Below are 17,592 nucleotides of genomic sequence, written 5' to 3' on the forward strand. Positions count from 1 at the left end.
TCTGAATTTATTGTCCGGGGCAATGAGCCGGACGCAGCACCCTCCGGAGAACCAGAAAAGCGATCAACAGCAGCACTGCGGCGCTGCTCAGCACGGCAAGATAGGCGCGATCGAAGGCGTTCTGTGCCAGGCCAATCAGCGTGTCAGCACGCTCTACCCCCATACCGGCGGCAATGCGCAGGGCTTCGTCAATGCTATCATAAGCCGCTTCCCCGTGAACTAATCCATCCGGCAAAGTCAGGCCGTAGCTGTAAACGGCGGTCATCATCCCGCCCAGTAGCGTCACGCCCAGCACGCCACCCAGCTCCCAGGATACATCCTCAATCGCCGCCACCATACCGGCCTTTTCTTCCGGGGTATTGAGCATGATGGACGTTGAGGCCGCGGTAAACATCGCGCCCAGACCACTCCCGGCAACAAATAGCGCCAGCATCTGCCAGACCAGCGCACTGTTAAACAATGCCAGCAGGCTGATAATCCCCAGCCCGCAGACCGTAAAGCTGAACAGGATCACCGCACGCTCACCGTAGCGCGGCAGCAACACACCCGCCAGCGGAGCGGCCAGCACCGACGCCACCGGCAGCGGCAGCAGCATCAGCGCCGACATCAGCGGCGACAGGCCCAGCACCAGCTGCAGGCGCTGGGTCAGCACCAGTTCAACGCCGGTCAGCGCAACCCCTGAAACGATGGCAATCATGACGCCGCCGGAAAAGCCGCCGTTGCGAAACAGCGAGAAATCGATCATCGGCTGCGCGGCGCGCTGCTGGCGACGCACGAACAACGTCAGGAACAGCGCGCCGACGGCGGCAGAAGCCACAACCGAAAAGAGCGAGGCGTTGATATTGCTCAGCTCTTTCAGGGCAAAGACCGCACCGACCAGGCCCAGCATAATTTGCAGTGAACCCAGCAGATCGAAAGGCCGCTGGCGGTTGCCGCCGCAGTGGGGGATCAGCCAGCAGGCGAAAGGCAGCACCAGCATCACCACCGGCACATTGATCAAAAAGACCGATCCCCACCAGAAGTACTCCAGCAGCAGCCCGCCCAGCACCGGGCCGAGCGCCGCTGCACCGGACGCCACCGCCGCCCAGATGCCGATGGCCAGCGCCCGTTCGCGCTCATCGGTAAAGACCTGGCGCACAATCGCCAGCGTGGCGGGCATCATCATCGCCGCGCCCACGGCCAGAAACACGCGGGAGGCAATCAGCAGCCCGGCGGTGGGTGAAAATGCCGCACACCACGAGGCAACGGCAAACAGCGGCAGGCCGGTGATAAACAGTCGTTTATGGCCCAGGCGATCGCTGAGCATGCCCGCGCCCGGCAGCAGTCCGGCCACCACCAGCGGGTAGGCGTTGATAATCCATAATTTATCCGCCGCCGTACCGTCCAGATCCTGCATGATGCGCGGCAGTGCGGTGTACAGCACCGTCATATCGATGACGATCAAAAATAGCGTACTGGTGACGATCGCCAGCACCAGCCAGCGGTTATTAACGTGCATTGGAAACCCTCTCTGAGCGGCACTGGTCGTCAGCCCTCGCGCCGCACTGCAATTTTGAGCGGTTGCTCAAGACCGGGAAATTACTTGAGCACCCGCTCAAAATCAAGAGGAGTTTTTACGGCTGTGGAAGCTAAACCGGATTGAGAATCGCCGTCACCTGGTCGGGGGTCAGCGAGGTATCGAAGAAGTCATGATAAAAATCAAATACTTCCTTATATATGTCAATATCGGAAAAGCGCGCCGGATAGAGCGTTTTCGCCAGCCACAGAATTTGCAGCGCGGCTTCGCTGGTTTCCCGGCACCACCAGAACATTCCCTGCGGGTTGGTATACACCCGATGCTGCTGCACCGCCGCCACGCCCTGCCAGGCCGGGGAGTGCAGGATCTCTTCCGCATCGCGGTGGTTCATCGCCACAATCACCTGCGGATTGGCGGCCACCACCTGCTCCAGCGACACTTCACCGTTGCTGTTTTTCCGCTGCCCGAACCACGGTTCCGCCACGTTGCGCGCCCCGGCCAGATCCATCCAGTCCTGATTAAGCGAAGGCCGACCGCTGCTGGTCAGCGGGCTGCCCATGCTGTGATACAACGAGACGCGTTCGCTCGGCGGCAAATCCTTCAGGCGTTCACGGATCAGCGCCACGTTGCGGTCGAAATATTGCTGGTAACGTGCATCCACCGCCACCGCATCCGGCCCCAGCGCCTGCGCGGTGCGGGTGACCCGTTCGCGCAGGGCAGCCATCGAGTTCGACTTGAGCATCAGCGTGTAAATGCCCGCCGCCGTCAGCGCTTCCGGCTGCGCCAGCCGCATGCTTTCAGGCACGATTAGCAGCTGGGCGTTGAGCGCAATCACCTGTTCGGCGCTGATTTCGTGGCCGTTGTTGGCGCTGATAATCGGCACCCTCGCCAGCTCCGGATAGCTTTGCAGCAGCAGCGGGATACGCTTTGCCACCACCGAGGTCCCCACCAGATTCTGGCTGTAGCCGAGCATGGCAATCGTCGCGGTCTGCGCGGGCCAGGGCGTGGCCACGCGGATGGCGGTGTGCCCCGCAGGCTCCGCCGCAGCCACGGCGGCAGGCAGCAGCATGATGGCCAGCAGCCTGAGCGCCCGCCGTTGAAGTAATGAAATCATCGTTATCTGGCGCACCCGCAGGCGCGCCCCTCGGTTATCAGAAGTCAAACGTCACCGACGCGCGAACCTCGCGGGCGGTACCGGCAAAGGCGCTGGCGGAACTGCCGCTGCCGTCGGTGTCGCCAGGGAAGATCGACGCCCAATAGCGCTCATTAGTGACGTTATTCACCATCAGGCGCAGCGTGGCCGGAACATTGCTTATGCGGGTGCTGTAGCGGGTGCCCAGATCCAGCGTGGTATAGCTCCCGGCCCAGGTGCTGTTGGTGTTGTTAGCCGCGCGCTTACCGGTGTAGTGCAGATTCGCGCTGTAAACCAGTTCCGGCATAGACGGCAGGTTGTACTCCACCAGCAGGTTAGACTGCACCTTCGGCACGCCCACCACCCGCTTGTTACTGGTATCTTCAGAAACGGTGTTTTTCAGTTTCGGATCGAGGAAGGTCACGCCGCTGTAGACGTTCAGCCCCTGCCACAGATTGCCGCTGGCGGTCAGCTCCAGCCCTTTATTCAGCTGGTCGCCCTGCTCTTTGTAAACCATGTCGTCGGGATCGACGTAAGCAAACGGACGCTTCAGTCGGAACAGCGCCGCGCCCAGATTCATGCCGCTCACATCCGCCTTCAGGCCGATTTCATACTGCTCGCTGCGGTACGGATCGAGGGTGGTGCCTTCGTTTTTCACCCCCTGGCCGGTCGGCGCGGTGCCGCCCTGCTCCAGCGAGTCGGCATAGCTGATATAGGCCATCACCGACGGGGTGATTTTGTACATCAGCGCCAGGTTCGGGCTGAGTCCGTCTTCGTTAACCTGGTCGGTTTTCGCCGCCTGGTTGTTATAGCTACGGGTTTCCAGCCAGCTCTGGCTAAGGTAGGCCATCGCCGACCAGCGCGGGTTAAAGGTCAGCGTATCGCCGATGGTTACGCTCTGCTGACTGGTCACGCTGGTGCGGTAGCGCGCGCCGCTGTTGATGATCCGCCCGTCGCCCGGCTCCTGCATTGCCGACGGATCGTAGTAGTTGCTAGTGCCCAGGCTGTAGCGCTGGCTGCTGCCCTTCGCCGAGTAGATAGACCAGACGTAGCCGCTGGTGGCAAAGGCCAGATCGTGGCCGATGCTGCCGGTATCAACGTGACCGTTCAGCGTCAGCATATTGCTCAGCACGCGGAAGCGGCCTGCGGCGGCGGAGTCGGTCACCGAGCGGCTGATGGTTCCGCTGTTGCTGGTCAGGGTGTTCGACACGGTACGCATCGCGCGGTCGGCCTGCTGATAGCCCACGCCGGCGGTCATCGACCAGCTGTTATCGAAGTAGTGGATCAGATGGCTGCTGATCGTGTCGGTGGTCAGATCGTTACCGGTGGTCGGCAGCGTGTAATTTTTGTTATTCGGATTCGGTGCTTTTGGCAGGTCGATACCAGTGCCGTAGCTGAAGCCGCTGACGTAGCCTTTTTGCAGGAACTCATAGTGGCTGGCATCCAGCTGTAATTGCGTACCGGGGCTGATATTCCAGTCCAGCGCCAGCGACACCAGCTTGCGGCGCAGGGTGCTGTCGTCGACGTTGCCTTCACCCTCTTCATCCAGCAGATTCAGGCGATAGCCGAACTTATTCTCATCGTCAAAATGGCCGCCGAGGTCGATATGCCCGCTGTAAGCGTTACGGCTCTGATAGCCAAGGGTGACGCGGCGCAGCGTCTGCTCGGTCGGGCGCTTGGCGACGAAGTTAAACTGCCCGGCGGGGCTGGCCGGGCCGTAAAGCGCACCGGTCAGGCTGTTCAGCACGTCCAGCCGCTCCAGCATTTCTACCGGAAACGCGGTGGTAGAAACAATATTCAGGCCATCCAGGCGACTGTTGGACACCACGCTGCCCTGCATGCCGCGGCTTTGCGGGCGGCCGACGTCCATGCCGCCACGCGCCTGCATCTGCGTGCTGGGCGAATACTTCAGCAGTTCGCTGACGCTTTTCGCCTGCTGATTATCAATCATTTCGTGGGTAACGGTGGTGGTGGAATACGGCGTTTCCAGCCGGTCTTTACTGCCCAGCGGCCCCAGATCGGTCTCGGCGGTGGTGAAGCCAGCGCCGGCTCTGCTTTCATCGATCAGATCGCGAGGCGCGCTGGCGGTGACGAGGATTTGCTGTTCTTTGCTGTTTTCAGTGCTGGCAGAGGACGTAGCAGATACGGCATTTTGGGCAGCGAAGCCCGGCAGCGCGACAAAAATCGCGCCGAAAAATATGTTTTTCATTAAGGAGTTAGCTGTCGTTATATAAAATGATATATTACGATCGATACTATGGACATTTAGTGATCACGATCACACTTTGGCGCCACATTGCCTCAGGGTAAGGGTGGAGTAAAAAAAATGCCGCACGGGAGTGCGGCATCGGTTTGCTCATTCAGTTCTGCTTACTTTTGGCTGTCCGGCAGTGAGAAGGCAATCAGATAATCGCCCAGTTCAGCCGCATGCGCAGCGCCACCGGCGGAAATGACCACGTACTGTTTGCCGGTCTGCGGTGACTTATACACCAGCGGAGACGCAGTCGCGCCAACCGGCAGACGGTATTTCCAGATCTCTTCGCCGGTTTTGCTGTTGAAGGCGCGCATATAGTTATCCTGGGTGCCCGCGAAGAACACCACGCCACCGGCCGTCGCGGTCGGGCCGCCCAGCGTCGGCATACCAATTGGCATCGGCAGATGGGTTTTCATCCCCAGCGGGCCGGTGTCCTCAACGGTGCCGACCGGAACCTGCCACACCAGCTTCTTGGTATTCAGGTCAATCGCGCTCAGCGTACCGAACGGCGGATTCTGGCAGGGAACGCCCAGCGACGACATAAAGAAGTCCGATTTCAGACCGACGTAAGGTTTGGCCAGCATCGAGCGGATCGGCGAGCCTTTATAGGTTTTGGCCTGCTCTTCCGTCTTCAGCGCCATCACTTTGCCCATGCGGATGTCGTTAACGTACATCATGCCGTTACGTTCATCGATGGAAATACCGCCCCAGTTCATCCCGCCCAAGGTGCCTGGGAACTGGATATAGTCGGATTCTCCCGATGGCGTATAGATGCCGTTATAGCGCGCGGACTTGAAGGTGATGCGGCACTCAAGCTGGTCAAATGGCGTGATCCCCCACATTTCGCTCTCTTTCAGCGTCGACAGGCCCAGGCTTGGCATATTTGTCGAGAACGGCTGGGTCGGCGACATATGGTCATTCTGCCCGGTCGGCGTGGTGGTCACCGGCAGCTCTTCCACCTTACTGGCCGGTTTACCTGTCCGACGGTCCAGCACGAAGATCTGGCCCATTTTGGTGGTCTGAATCAGAACGGGAACGCGCTCGCCTTCCTCATTCTTCATCTCGTACATCACCGGCTGCGACGGCACGTCATAGTCCCAAACGTCGTGGTGTACGGTCTGGAAGATCCACTTAGTCTTACCGGTGGTGGCATCAACGGCCACGACGGCGGAAGAGAACTTCTCGGCCGACGGCGTACGTTTGCCGCCCCAGTAGTCAGGCGGCCCCATGCCGGTCGGCAGGTAAACCGTATTCAGGTCGCGATCGTAGGTCGCCGGTGCCCAGACGTTTGGCGTGCCGCCGGTGTGATTCACCGCATCCGGTGCATCTTCCTCGGCATTCCACGACCAGACCAGCGCACCGCTACGCACATCATAAGCACGCACCACGCCCGAGGCGTCGTTATCCGAGTGATCGTGGATCCAGGTGCCAAACACGGTCAGGTGGCCCATGATCACCGGCGTACCGCTCGGATGGTAACCCTGACCGTTTTCCGTCGGCGCCATGCCGACACGCAGATCGACCGTGCCCGCATTGCCAAAGTCTGTACAGGCACTGCCGGTTTTCGCATCCAGCGCCATCATGCGGGCGTCAATGGTAGTCACGATGATACGACGACGGCACTCGGCGGGTGACTGCGCTTTTTCCTCACTGGAAAGTGACGCATCTTTATCGAGGTCGTAGTAGCCGACGCTGCGGCAGGTGACGTGCGATGTAGCAGCGGCTTTCGGATCGACCCGCCAGATTGATTTACCGGTATCGGCATCCACGGCGGCGACCACATTCTGCGGCGTACAGGTGTAAAGCACGTTGCCGATCTGCAGCGGGGTATTTTCATCAACCCCGGCGACTTTGCCTTCCAGGATGCGGCCGGTGCGATAAGTCCATGCCACCTGCAGCTTATTCACATTTTCCGGGGTGATCTGGTCAACGGCCGCGAAACGGGTGCCGCTGGCGTTGCGGGAAAGATGATCCCAGTCCTGATCCGCCTGCGCCTTATATTCTCCGTCCAGGGCCGCGGGCTGACTGGCCGCCGCGTCGGGATGATAGATCTTGCCGTGCGGCACAAACGCACCGGCCAGCACGCCTAGCAGGCAGACAAATACGCCCCAGCCGCTGAGATGCACCGCGCGTTTGGGGCGGATTTCCTTCGCCAGCGCGGGAAAGACCCACAGGCTGAGCATCAGGATAATCGCCGGAACCACCAGACGCGCCATCAGCGGCCAGTAAGCCACGCCGCCGACCTCAATTAAGGCCCAGACTGCCGTCGCCACGAATATAACAATCGACAGCGTGAGTCCGGGGCGCTTTTTCAGCACCAGCATAACCAGAAGAAGCAGATAGGCCACGCCGGCGATGATATAGTACAAAGACCCGCCCAGCGCGGCGAGTTTCCATCCACCAATCAGAAAATATATCCCGGTGACGGCGGTAAGTAATCCAAATACCAGAACCAGTATTGGGAAAAACTTATTCACGCGCCCCCCTGAACCACCTGTAGATGACATGAGAAGAATCCCTTTTTAATTATTAAAATAACAGAACCACTCTGACCGACACGAGTGTGCCGGTCCGCAAGTGAAAGCCATAGACATGGTAAATAAATACCATAATTTTTAAGATACATTTCAAACCAGTGAGATGCACGAAAATATAACCCTTATAAAATGCAGGAGAATATTTTATTGGATATATTTCACAGAGAAAAATAAAGATAGCCAGTGAGAAATACAGAGAATAAATAACGTCCTGTTAGCAACACCCTCCGTTATTACTTCGTAAAATCCCGGTTAAACAGCAAATTAAATATGAAATAAATAAACAGCACATTTTGATTAAATACAAAATGGAGAGTTCCGTTAAATAATTATCTGCCGTTATAGAAAACCTGAGGGATTATATTAAAACCCCTCAGAAACTCCGCATTACTCTCAACAGAATGGCGCATGGATTATTATGATGCGTGGGGAATGCTGGTTTGTGCCGTCTGGTGCGATAGTGACTGCGTGGACGGGTGGCGGCTACGGCTGGGGAGACCGGACAATCCGCAGGTCTGGGGTGAATTCGGCTGGTTTGTATAGTCTGGTGCCTGAGTACCTGCGTGGGCGGGTGGCGGCTACGGCTGGCGGTCCTCGCGCCACGCTCTGCGTGGTCCCTTCACGTCGTTCGTCAGCCGGGCGGACCGGCTCAGACGGCACATCCGTGTGCCGACCGAGCCTTGCGCCCGCGTCCTGCGGGCTTATCCTGGCTTCCTCTCTCCGCTCAGCGCTGCGGATTGCCCGTCGTAGCCGCCACCCGTCCTCGCCGTGACTTTTGAGTTGTCTTCAGATCAGACAACATCTGTGTCAGTCATCAAATGGAAATTGGTGTTGTGCCAGGCTGTATAGCCACCCTGATGCCCTTTATTTAGACAGCGCTGCGGGTTGCTCACCGTAACCGCAACTCGTCCGAGATGTGAATAAGAAAAACAACCTGCGAGCAAGCCTTAACTCTTCTAATACAGCGACAAAAATCCCATGAAGGTGCACAGCATCTGCCGGGGATACCGGGCAATACGCAGCGCTGAGGTGGAAGCAGCTGGCCAGGAGACACCGACAGGACGTCGGTGTCAGGCGAAGTCGGGTCAGGGACGACACGTCTTCGGCGGTCCGCCCGCCCGGATGCTGAAACTGAAGGCATCACGCAGCGCGTGGCGCGAGGACCGCCCGGGAACCCCGGCAGAGGCTGGGAACCCGGCACGGTTTTATTAGCGACTAGATTTATCGGGCCGCCCGACGCCTCCCCGACATCACATACCCGGCACAGGCGCAGGCCGTGACTATTGAGCTGTCTGTCCAGTAGAACACTTTCTCCGAATTCCCATGCTGGACGCCATAGCCTTAACTCTTCTAATACAGCGACAAAAATCCCATGAAGGTGCACAGCAGGGGATACCGGGCAATCCGCAGCGCTGAGGTGGAAGCGGCTGGCCAGGAGACACCGACAGGACGTCGGTGTCAGGCGACGTCGGGTCAGGGACGACACGTCTTCGGCGGTCCGCCCGGCCGGATGCTGAAACCGAAGGCATCACGCAGCGCGTGACGCGAGGACCGCCCGGGAGCCCCGGCAGAGGCTGAGAACCCGGCACCGTTTTATGAGCGACTAGATTTGTCGAGCCGCCCGACGCCTCCCCGACATCACATACCCGGCACAGGCGCAGGCCGCAATAAACCACGGAATAAACTTAATCAGCGCCGAATCACTGCCGCTAATCAACTGCAAATTATCAATCACCAACACAATCGTTATCAGCATAAAAATAATCGCCAGCAGCGGTGCCCAGAACACCTGCCACGCGCCGTTATCATGCTTAACGCGATAACGGAAAAACACGATAACCGCCGCCGAAACCCCCACCTGCAGCATCAGAATCGCCAGCGTGGCAATCGCCGAACCGAAGGCGAAAATATGCACCATCGGATCCATATTGGTACTGCCCATCCCCACCAGCAGCAGCAGTAAAATCACACTGTGCATATGGCTGGCCTTGTGCGGCGTTCCGTTGGTCGGATGCGTCTCCGACAGCTCCTTCCAGATCAACCCGTCGCGGCTGATGCTGTAGATATAGCGCGAAATATTGTTGTGGAAGGCCAGCGTGGCGGCAAACAAGCTGGTAATCAGCAGCACCGACATGGTTTCAACCGCCCACTGGCCGACGTACTGCCGGGTGATATCAAACACGAAGTTGCCGGGATCTTTACTGGCAATCGCCGCAATCTGCTCAAAGCCGTAGACCTGCACAAACGACCAGCTGGTAAAACAGAAGAAGGCGGTAATAATCACCAGCGCACAAATGGTGGCGCGCGGAATGGTTTTCTTCGGATCGCGGCACTCCTCGGCATAGATCGCCGTGGACTCAAAGCCGATAAATGCGGCGATGGAAAATACAAAGGCAATGCCGAGATTGCCGTGCATAAACACCGAGGGCTCAAACGAGCTGAAGTTCAGCGGGCCGCTCTTTTTCAACAGAATCATCACGTCGGTCAGCAGCACAATCGCCACCTCGGCCAGCATCAGCACGCCCAGCAGCTTGCCGCCGACCTCAACCCGCTTGATGCCCAGCACCCAGGCAATCACCGCAAACAGCATGCTCAGTGCCCACCAGGGAATGTGTGCGGCCAGATGCTGTTCCAGGAACAGGCTGCTGAAGAAACCGAGCATCGCCATAATCGCCGTCTGCACCGAGAAATAGGCCAGCAGCGCCAGCATCGAAGCCGATGCGCCCCAGCTTTCGCCCAGCCCCTTCGAGATATAGGTATAGAACGCCCCTGCATCGGTGACGTAGCGGCTCATGGTCAGATAGCCGACGGAAAACAGCATCAGGATCAGGCAGGCGATAATATAAACAACCGGTATGCCGCCGCCGTTGCCGGTGAAAATCGCCACCGGCAGCCCGCCGACGACCCCGGTAAGGGGTGAGGCCGCCGCCACAACAAAGAACACCAGGGAGGAAAGTCCGAGGGTATTTTTTCGTAAACCGCTTGAGTTACTCATCGCCAGCGCCTTATTACAGAGTGAAATCGAACTCAGAGAAGCGCGCTTTTCTGAGCTGGGAACTGATATGCATCATTTCCCAGCGGTGAGGGCGGCGATAGAAAAAATCGGACAGTACGGCGGTGCAACACCTGCACCATTTCAGTGCTACTTTCTGCTAACGGGTCGCTAACCTTGCGCTAACGACCGGGGCTCAGTGATGACGAATACGACCGTTGTAGGACTCGTGCAGCGTGCGGCGCTGATAGTCCAGCGGTGTGGTGCTGACCAGTTTTTTGAACTCGCGCAGGAAGTGCGACTGGTCGCTGAAACCCAGGTCCAGCGCGAGGTCGGAAAACGATACCGCGCCCTGCTGATGCAGGCTGTTCAACGCAGCCTGGCAGCGCATAATGCGGCCAAAGGTTTTCGGCGACATCCCGGTATCCTGCCTGAACTGGCGCTGAATGGTCCGGCAGGTGTAGCCGGTCAGCGACTCCAGCTGCTCAATGCGAATATTGCCCTTTTGCCGCAGGATCGTTTGAATACTCACCCCGGTCACGGCGGACGTCTTGCGCACCAGTCGCGAGGTAAAGTGCTGATTAAACAACTCTATCTGTCGCGAGAACTGCGAATGACGCAGGATCTGCTCGCAGGCCAGCCGGGCATCCGGCACCACGTCCAGAAAGTTAAACTCACGGTCGGTTAACTCCTCCGCCACCAGATCGAGAAAGTCCGGAACCACCCCCGGCGCGAAGCGTACGCCGAAGTAGCGGTGATCGCGGATGAGCTCCGCGCTGCGCGCCTCCAGCGTGGTGCCGCATACCCGCGCGACCGGCTTAACCGCATCACAGTCAAACACGATATCCACGCAGCCGTCCGGGATCGCCAGCGTCAGGCTGGCGGAGTGCGCCACGTCAAAACTGTAGAAGTGCGCAATGGCCGGATGTCGGGAGGCCATCAGCGAATACTGATGCGCTGCGCTAAGCACAAACCACGGCTGTTCCGGCTGGATAACGGCGCTCTGGCCGCAGACAAGATCGTGTGACATAGGCATTCCCGCATAGCAATGATGATGGTCAGTCAATGCAATCGGGGTGCCACTTCCGTTTTGGCGCTTTTCGGCGCGTGTCGCAAATATTCAATACAGCCCTGGCAGCCGCACGATATTCATAAACGCAATTCCTGCGCTATCACCCGTTTTCCAGAGGCGACCGAGATGACCGACAACACCAGAATTGATTTTCTCTACCTTTCCGAGCAGGACATGATCCGCGCCGGAGTCACCGATATGGCGAGCTGTGTCGATACGATGGAGGAGATGTTCGGCCTGCTGTATCAGGGCGACTATCGCATGGCCGGGGCCAACAACGACTCCCACGGCGCGATGGTCACCTTCCCTGAAAACTCGCCGTTTCCCACCATGCCGAAACCGACGGCCGATCGCCGTCTGATGGCGATGCCCGCCTACCTCGGCGGCAGCTTTTGCACTGCCGGAGTGAAGTGGTACGGCTCGAACATCGCCAACCGCCAGAAGGGGTTACCGCGCTCGATCCTGATGTTCACCCTCAACGACGCCGACACCGGTGCGCCGCTGGCGCATATGTCCGCTAACCTGCTGTCCGCCTACCGCACCGGCGCGGTGCCGGGGGTCGGTGCCCGTCATCTGGCGCGTAAAGATTCCAAAGTGATTGGCCTGCTGGGGCCGGGCGTGATGGGCAAAACCGCCGTCGCCGCGTTTCTCGCCGTCTGCCCGCAGATCGATACCATCAAGGTGAAAGGGCGCGGGCAGCGCAGCCTGGATAATTTTATCTCCTGGGTGGCCGCCACCTGGCCGCAGATCGCCACCGTGAAGGTGGTGGATACCCTCGAAGAGGTGGTGCGCGGATCCGATATCGTCACCTACTGCAGCTCCGGCGAAGTGGGCGATCCGGCGACCTATCCGATCGTGAAACGCGAATGGGTGAAGCCCGGTGCGTTCCTCGCGATGCCCGCGCTGTGCAATATCGACGAAGGGATGGAGCAGCCCGAGGTACGCAAGGTGCTGGATAACACCGGCCTGTATCACGCCTGGTACGAAGAGGTGCCCAAACCCGCCCACCATACCATCCCGGTTATCGGCGTGCGCTTTATGGACATGCTTGCCGCCGGGCAGCTGGCTCCCGAGCAGCTGGAAGACATCGGCAAAATCATCGCCGGGGACGCGCCGGGCCGCCTGAATGACGAAGAGATCATCATTATGTCGGTCGGGGGAATGCCGGTCGAGGATGTGGCCTGGGGCACGGTGGTTTACCGCAATGCGCTGGCTAACAACATCGGCGTCAAGCTGAACCTGTGGGACAGCCCGGCGCTGAGCTGAACCGATTTTCACACGCCAATACCCCTGACATTTTCACCTGAATGGAATAACTACATGACCAGAATCATCAAAGTAAAAACCGGATCGATCTTCGAAGAAAAAGCCAGCTACTCGCGCGTAGTGGCCGTCGATAACTGGATCTACGTTTCCAATACCGCCGGGCGCAACCCGCAGACCAAAGAGATCCCCGAGGACATTGCCGAGCAGACGCAGCAGGTGTTTGCCAATGTTGAACAGGCGCTGGCGGCGGTTGATGCCACACTGGCTGACGTGATTTGTTCACGTCTCTTTATTCAGGATCCTGCCGATATCCATACGGTGATGGCCATCGTCGGCGAGAAATTCCGCGGTATAGATCCCGCCTTAACGGCTACCTGCCCGCCGCTGGGTTCCACGGTGTACAAAGTGGAACTGGAGGTCACCGCCTACCGTGGCGCTTCCACGGCCAGCGTTGAAAATATTAACGTTTCTCTCTAATTCCACTCAGCATAAGAAGGTGATGGCGATGGCACCTGCGATAACGCCGGTACAAACGTCCGCGAACTTCCCGCCGGAAACCACGGTGGTGATTATTGGCGGTGGCATAGTCGGCCTGACGGCGGCGCTGACGCTGGCGGAGCGCAATATTCCGGTGGTGGTGCTGGAAAAGGGCCGCATTGCGGGTGAACAGTCCTCCCGAAATCTCGGCTGGGTGCGCAAAACCAGCCGCCTGGCCGAGGATATTCCGCTGGCGCAGGCCGCCGATCGGCTATGGGCCGAGATGCCCGCGCGGGTCGGCAGCGATGTTGGCTACCGCCAGGCGGGGATTATGTTTGCCGCCCGCACGGATGCGCAGATGGCGATGTACGAAGGCTGGCTGAAATCGGTCAGTCCTCTGCAGCTTGATTCCCGCCTGCTAAGCGCGCAGCAGATCGCTGGTCAGGTGCCGGGCGGCGGCAGCCAGTGGGCCGGGGGGATCTTCACCCCCTCCGACGGGCGGGCGGAGCCGACGCTGGCCTCCAGCGCCATTGCCCGCGCGGCGATGGCCAAAGGGGCGGTGATTGTTGAGCACTGCGCGGTGCGCACGCTGACCACGGCAGCGGGCAGGGTCAGCGGCGTGGTGACTGAACGGGGAGAAATCCGCTGTGAGCAGGTATTGCTGGCCGGGGGGATCTGGTCAAGGCGCCTGCTGGGCAATCTGGGGATTTCGCTGCCGGTGCTACCGCTGGTGTGCTCGGTGCTGCGCACGAAGCCGATGGACGGGCCGACGGAGATTGCCGTCGGCGCGCCGGATTTCTCCTTTCGCAAGCATATCGACGGCGGCTTTATCGTCACCCAGCGCGGGGCGCTGGACGCTTCGCTGACGCTGGATCATCTGCTGCTGGGAACGCGCTATCTGCCGCAGCTACGGGCGCAGCGCGACTTTCTACGGATTAAAATCGGCACGCCGTTTGTCCGCAATCTGATGCTGGCGCGGCGCTGGCGGGCCAGCAGTCGCACGCCGTTCGAGCGGGTACGCACGATAGATCCAGCGGTCAATGCATCGCTGAATCAGGAGGCGTTAACCAACCTCCGGGCGGCGTGGCCGGTGTTTGCTCAGGCGGAAATTGCCGAAGCCTGGGCCGGGACAATCGATGTGACGCCGGATTCCAATCCGGTTATCGGCCCGGTGGCGAAGTTGCCCGGTCTGACGCTGGCGACCGGTTTTTCCGGGCACGGTTTCGGCACTTCACCGGCGGCAGGGCAGCTGGCGGCGGATTTGGTGTGTGGGCATGCGCCGCTGATCGATCCTGCGCCGTACCGGTTCGATCGGTTTTGAGGGTGATGCCGGGTCGCGGATAAAACCGTGCCGGGTTCCCAGCCTCTGCCGATGTCGCGGATAAAACCGTGCTGGGTTCCCAGCCTCTGCCGGGGCTTCCGGGCGGTCCTCGCGTCACGCGTTGCGTGATGCCTTCGGTTTCAGCATCCGGCCGGGCGGCTTGGCAAATTTAGTCGCGGATAAAACGGTGCCGGGTTCCCAGCCTCTGCCGGTGCTCCCGGGCGGTCCTCGCGTCACGCGCTGCGTGATGCCTTCGGTTTCAGCATCCGGCCGGGCGGACCGCCGAAGACGTGTCGTCCCTGACCCGACTTCGCCTGACACCGACGTCCTGTCGGTGTCTCCTGGCCAGCTGCTTCCACCTCAGCGCTGCGGATTGCCCGGTATCCCCGGCAGAGGCTGTGCACCTTCAGGAAATTGTTGTCGCTGCTTAATGAACCGTTTAGCCGAATGCACTCAGTATGAGTATTGAGCCGGAATGTAGCGCAAGGCAGCAACAGGCTTCGCTATGCAAATGTTTTGCTCTGAAAGCGGCTCAACAGTCACGGCGTGGACGGGTGGCGGCTACGGCGGGCAATCCGCAGCGCTGAACGGAGAGAGGAAGCCAGGATAAGCCCTCAGGACGCGTGCGCAAGGCTCGGTCGGCACACGGATGTGCCGTCTGAGCCGGTCCGCCCGGCTGACGAACGACGTGAAGGCACCACGCAGCGCGTGGCGCGAGGACCGCCAGCCGTAGCCGCCACCCGTCAGCGCAGGCACTCAGGCACCAGACAACACAAACTAGCCGAACCTACTCTAGATTTACGGATTGCCCGGTATCCCCGGCAGAGGCTGTGCACCTTCTCGGGACATAGTTACCGCTGCTTAATGACGAGTTCAGCCTAAAGACAACTCAACAGTCACGGCGTGGACGGGTGGCGGCTACGACGGGCAATCCGCAGCGCTGAGCGGAGAGAGGAAGCCAGGATAAGCCCGCAGGACGCGGGCGCAAGGCTCGGTCGGCACACGGATGTGCCGTCTGAGCCGGTCCGACCGGCTGACGAACGACGTGAAGGGACCACGCAGAGCGTGGCGCGAGGACCGCCAGTCGTAGCCGCCACCCGTCCGCGCAGTCACCGTAAGCACCTAAGCACCTAAGCACCTAAGCACCTAAGCACCTAAGCACCACGGTGCCAGACAACAAACTGGAGACACATACATCCACCTCCAAATTGTCGGAAAAACTACGCCCGTGTCAGCTGCGCATCATACAAATGCGCATAACGCCCCCGGCGCTCCAGCAGCTGCTTATGACTGCCCTGCTCCACAATCCCACTATCGTCCACCACAATAATCCGATCGGCATTCTGAATCGTCGTCAAACGGTGTGCAATAATCAGCGACGTGCGCCCCACCGACAGCTCGGACAGCGACTGCTGAATCGCCTGCTCCGTCGCCGTATCCAGCGCCGACGTCGCCTCATCCAGAATCAGAATCGGCGGATTCTTCAGGAACACGCGGGCAATCGAAATACGCTGCTTCTGACCGCCGGACAGCTTCACGCCGCGCTCGCCCACGATCGTATCCAGACCGTCCGGCAGACTGTTGATCAGATCCGCCAACCGCGCGCGGGTCGCCGCCTGCCAGATCTCCTCTTCCGTTGCGTGCAGACGACCATAGGCAATATTCTCGCGAATCGAACCGCCAAACAGGAACACGTCCTGCTGCACAATCCCGATCTGACCGCGCAGCGACTGCTGGGTCATATCGCGAATATCCAGACCGTCGACCCGAATCGCCCCCTGCTGCACGTCATAAAAACGCGGCAGCAGCGAGCACAGCGTGGTTTTACCCGCTCCGCTCGGCCCGACAAACGCCACCGTTTCACCGGCGCGGATGGTCAGATTCAGATCCTTCAGCACCGTCGAACCGGCGCTGTAGCCGAAGGTGACATTATCAAACTCAATATCGCCCTGCAGCGAGCTGACCACGCGCGCATCCGGCTTATCGGTAATATCCGGCGCGGTATCCAGCAGCTGGGTGAAGCGGCGGAAACCGGCAATCCCCTTCGGATAGCTCCCCATTACCGACGAAATCTTCTGCACCGGGCGGAAAAACACCTCCACCAGCAGCAGGAAGCCGATAAAGCCGCCGTAGCTCAGCTCACCCTTCAGCACGTACCACGTGCCCGCCACCATAATCACCAGCTGAACCAGACGGGTGCTGAGATAGCTCAGCGTCATGCTGGCGGTCATAATGCGGTAGGCCTGCAGCTTGGTGGTTTTGTAATTCACGTTATCGCGGGCAAACAGCTTCTCTTCCTGATGCTCGTTGGCAAACGCCTTCACCACGCGCACGCCGCCGATGCTCTCTTCGATACGGGCGTTGAAATCACCGATCTGGCCAAACAGTTTGCGCCAGGTGTTGGTCATCTGGCTGCCGTGTCGGCTGACCAGCCAGGTCATCGACGGCACGATAATAATGGTCATCAGCGCCAGGGGCATATGCACCGTCGCCATCAGAATAAAGGCGCCAATAAAGGTCATCACCGCAATAAACAGATCTTCCGGACCGTGGTGGGCGATTTCTCCCACTTCTTCCAGGTCTTTGGTGACGTGAGTAATAATGTGGCCGGTTTTCACGTTGTCGTAATAGCCCAGCGACAGCTTCTGCAAATGCTGGAACGCCTGCTGGCGCATATCGGTCTCAATGCCGACGCCCAGCGCGTGCCCCCAGTAGTTCACCACCGCCATCAGCCCGGTGTTAATCAGGTAGATCGCCAGCAGTGCAGCCGAGGCCACAATAATCATCCCCCAGTCCTGGTTGGGCAGCAGCTTATCGATAAAGGCGCGAACGGCCATCGGGAAAGAAAGCTCCAGCAGCCCGGCAAGAATGGCGCAGCCAAAATCGAGCAGAAAAAGCTTCTTGTAGGGTACGTAATAACTAAAAAAACGCCTGAGCATAACTCCCTCAATATTCACTATAATTTTTTAATGCCGGACGGCGGGTGCGGTAATTTTCGGCGGGATTATAACATTGTGCGGGAATA

The 17,592-nt window shown here is 59.3% G+C and carries 11 protein-coding genes; 4 read left to right on the forward strand and 7 right to left on the reverse strand.

Features of this window, described 5'->3' with window-relative positions:
• Nucleotides 1-7: 7 nt before the first annotated feature.
• From EC836_RS14255 to EC836_RS14270, 4 genes are all read right to left on the reverse strand, one after another.
• Nucleotides 8-1,498, reverse strand: coding sequence for an MFS transporter (locus EC836_RS14255; protein ID WP_123334209.1), 1,491 nt, complete (start codon nucleotides 1,496-1,498; stop codon nucleotides 8-10).
• 130 nt (nucleotides 1,499-1,628) lie between these two features.
• On the reverse strand, nucleotides 1,629-2,630 hold the full coding sequence (locus EC836_RS14260) for an ABC transporter substrate-binding protein (RefSeq protein ID WP_123334211.1): 1,002 nt from the start codon (nucleotides 2,628-2,630) through the stop codon (nucleotides 1,629-1,631).
• Nucleotides 2,631-2,667: 37 nt separating this feature from the next.
• A complete protein-coding gene (locus tag EC836_RS14265; protein ID WP_123334213.1) occupies nucleotides 2,668-4,857 on the reverse strand; it encodes a TonB-dependent siderophore receptor in 2,190 nt (729 codons plus the stop codon).
• A 161-nt stretch (nucleotides 4,858-5,018) separates the two neighbouring features.
• Nucleotides 5,019-7,409 (reverse strand): membrane-bound PQQ-dependent dehydrogenase, glucose/quinate/shikimate family, encoded by a 2,391-nt coding sequence (locus EC836_RS14270; RefSeq protein ID WP_123334215.1) that lies wholly within the window; start codon nucleotides 7,407-7,409, stop codon nucleotides 5,019-5,021.
• A gap of 438 nt (nucleotides 7,410-7,847) precedes the next feature.
• Here EC836_RS14270 and EC836_RS25085 point away from each other — a divergent pair, with 438 nt between their 5' ends.
• On the forward strand, nucleotides 7,848-7,982 hold the full coding sequence (locus EC836_RS25085; RefSeq protein WP_255416844.1) for a hypothetical protein: 135 nt from the start codon (nucleotides 7,848-7,850) through the stop codon (nucleotides 7,980-7,982).
• A 1,060-nt stretch (nucleotides 7,983-9,042) separates the two neighbouring features.
• Here EC836_RS25085 and EC836_RS14275 read toward each other — a convergent pair.
• Together EC836_RS14275 and EC836_RS14280 are read right to left on the reverse strand one after the other, a co-directional pair.
• Entirely contained in the window at nucleotides 9,043-10,434 is a 1,392-nt protein-coding gene (locus EC836_RS14275; RefSeq protein ID WP_123334217.1) for an APC family permease, read from the reverse strand.
• Between the two features lie 193 nt (nucleotides 10,435-10,627).
• Nucleotides 10,628-11,461 (reverse strand): helix-turn-helix domain-containing protein, encoded by an 834-nt coding sequence (locus EC836_RS14280; protein ID WP_123334219.1) that lies wholly within the window; start codon nucleotides 11,459-11,461, stop codon nucleotides 10,628-10,630.
• Nucleotides 11,462-11,629: 168 nt separating this feature from the next.
• Here EC836_RS14280 and EC836_RS14285 point away from each other — a divergent pair, with 168 nt between their 5' ends.
• The 3 genes from EC836_RS14285 to EC836_RS14295 are packed head-to-tail and all read left to right on the forward strand — an operon-like array spanning nucleotide 11,630 to nucleotide 14,567.
• Nucleotides 11,630-12,769 carry a tyramine oxidase subunit B gene (locus EC836_RS14285; RefSeq protein WP_123334221.1) on the forward strand — a complete coding sequence of 380 codons (1,140 nt, stop codon included), beginning with the start codon at nucleotides 11,630-11,632 and terminating at the stop codon, nucleotides 12,767-12,769.
• A 54-nt stretch (nucleotides 12,770-12,823) separates the two neighbouring features.
• Complete coding sequence (locus EC836_RS14290) at nucleotides 12,824-13,246, forward strand: Rid family hydrolase (RefSeq protein WP_123334223.1); 423 nt, start codon at nucleotides 12,824-12,826, stop codon at nucleotides 13,244-13,246.
• A 28-nt stretch (nucleotides 13,247-13,274) separates the two neighbouring features.
• Entirely contained in the window at nucleotides 13,275-14,567 is a 1,293-nt protein-coding gene (locus EC836_RS14295; protein WP_123334695.1) for an FAD-binding oxidoreductase, read from the forward strand.
• A gap of 1,220 nt (nucleotides 14,568-15,787) precedes the next feature.
• Here the strand turns inward: EC836_RS14295 and EC836_RS14300 are convergent.
• Nucleotides 15,788-17,506: an ABC transporter ATP-binding protein gene (locus EC836_RS14300; protein ID WP_123334225.1), complete on the reverse strand. Its 1,719-nt coding sequence runs from the start codon at nucleotides 17,504-17,506 to the stop codon at nucleotides 15,788-15,790.
• Nucleotides 17,507-17,592 lie beyond the last annotated feature (86 nt).

It is taken from the genome of Erwinia sp. JUb26 (genome assembly GCF_003751505.1).
Lineage (GTDB): Bacteria > Pseudomonadota > Gammaproteobacteria > Enterobacterales > Enterobacteriaceae > Erwinia.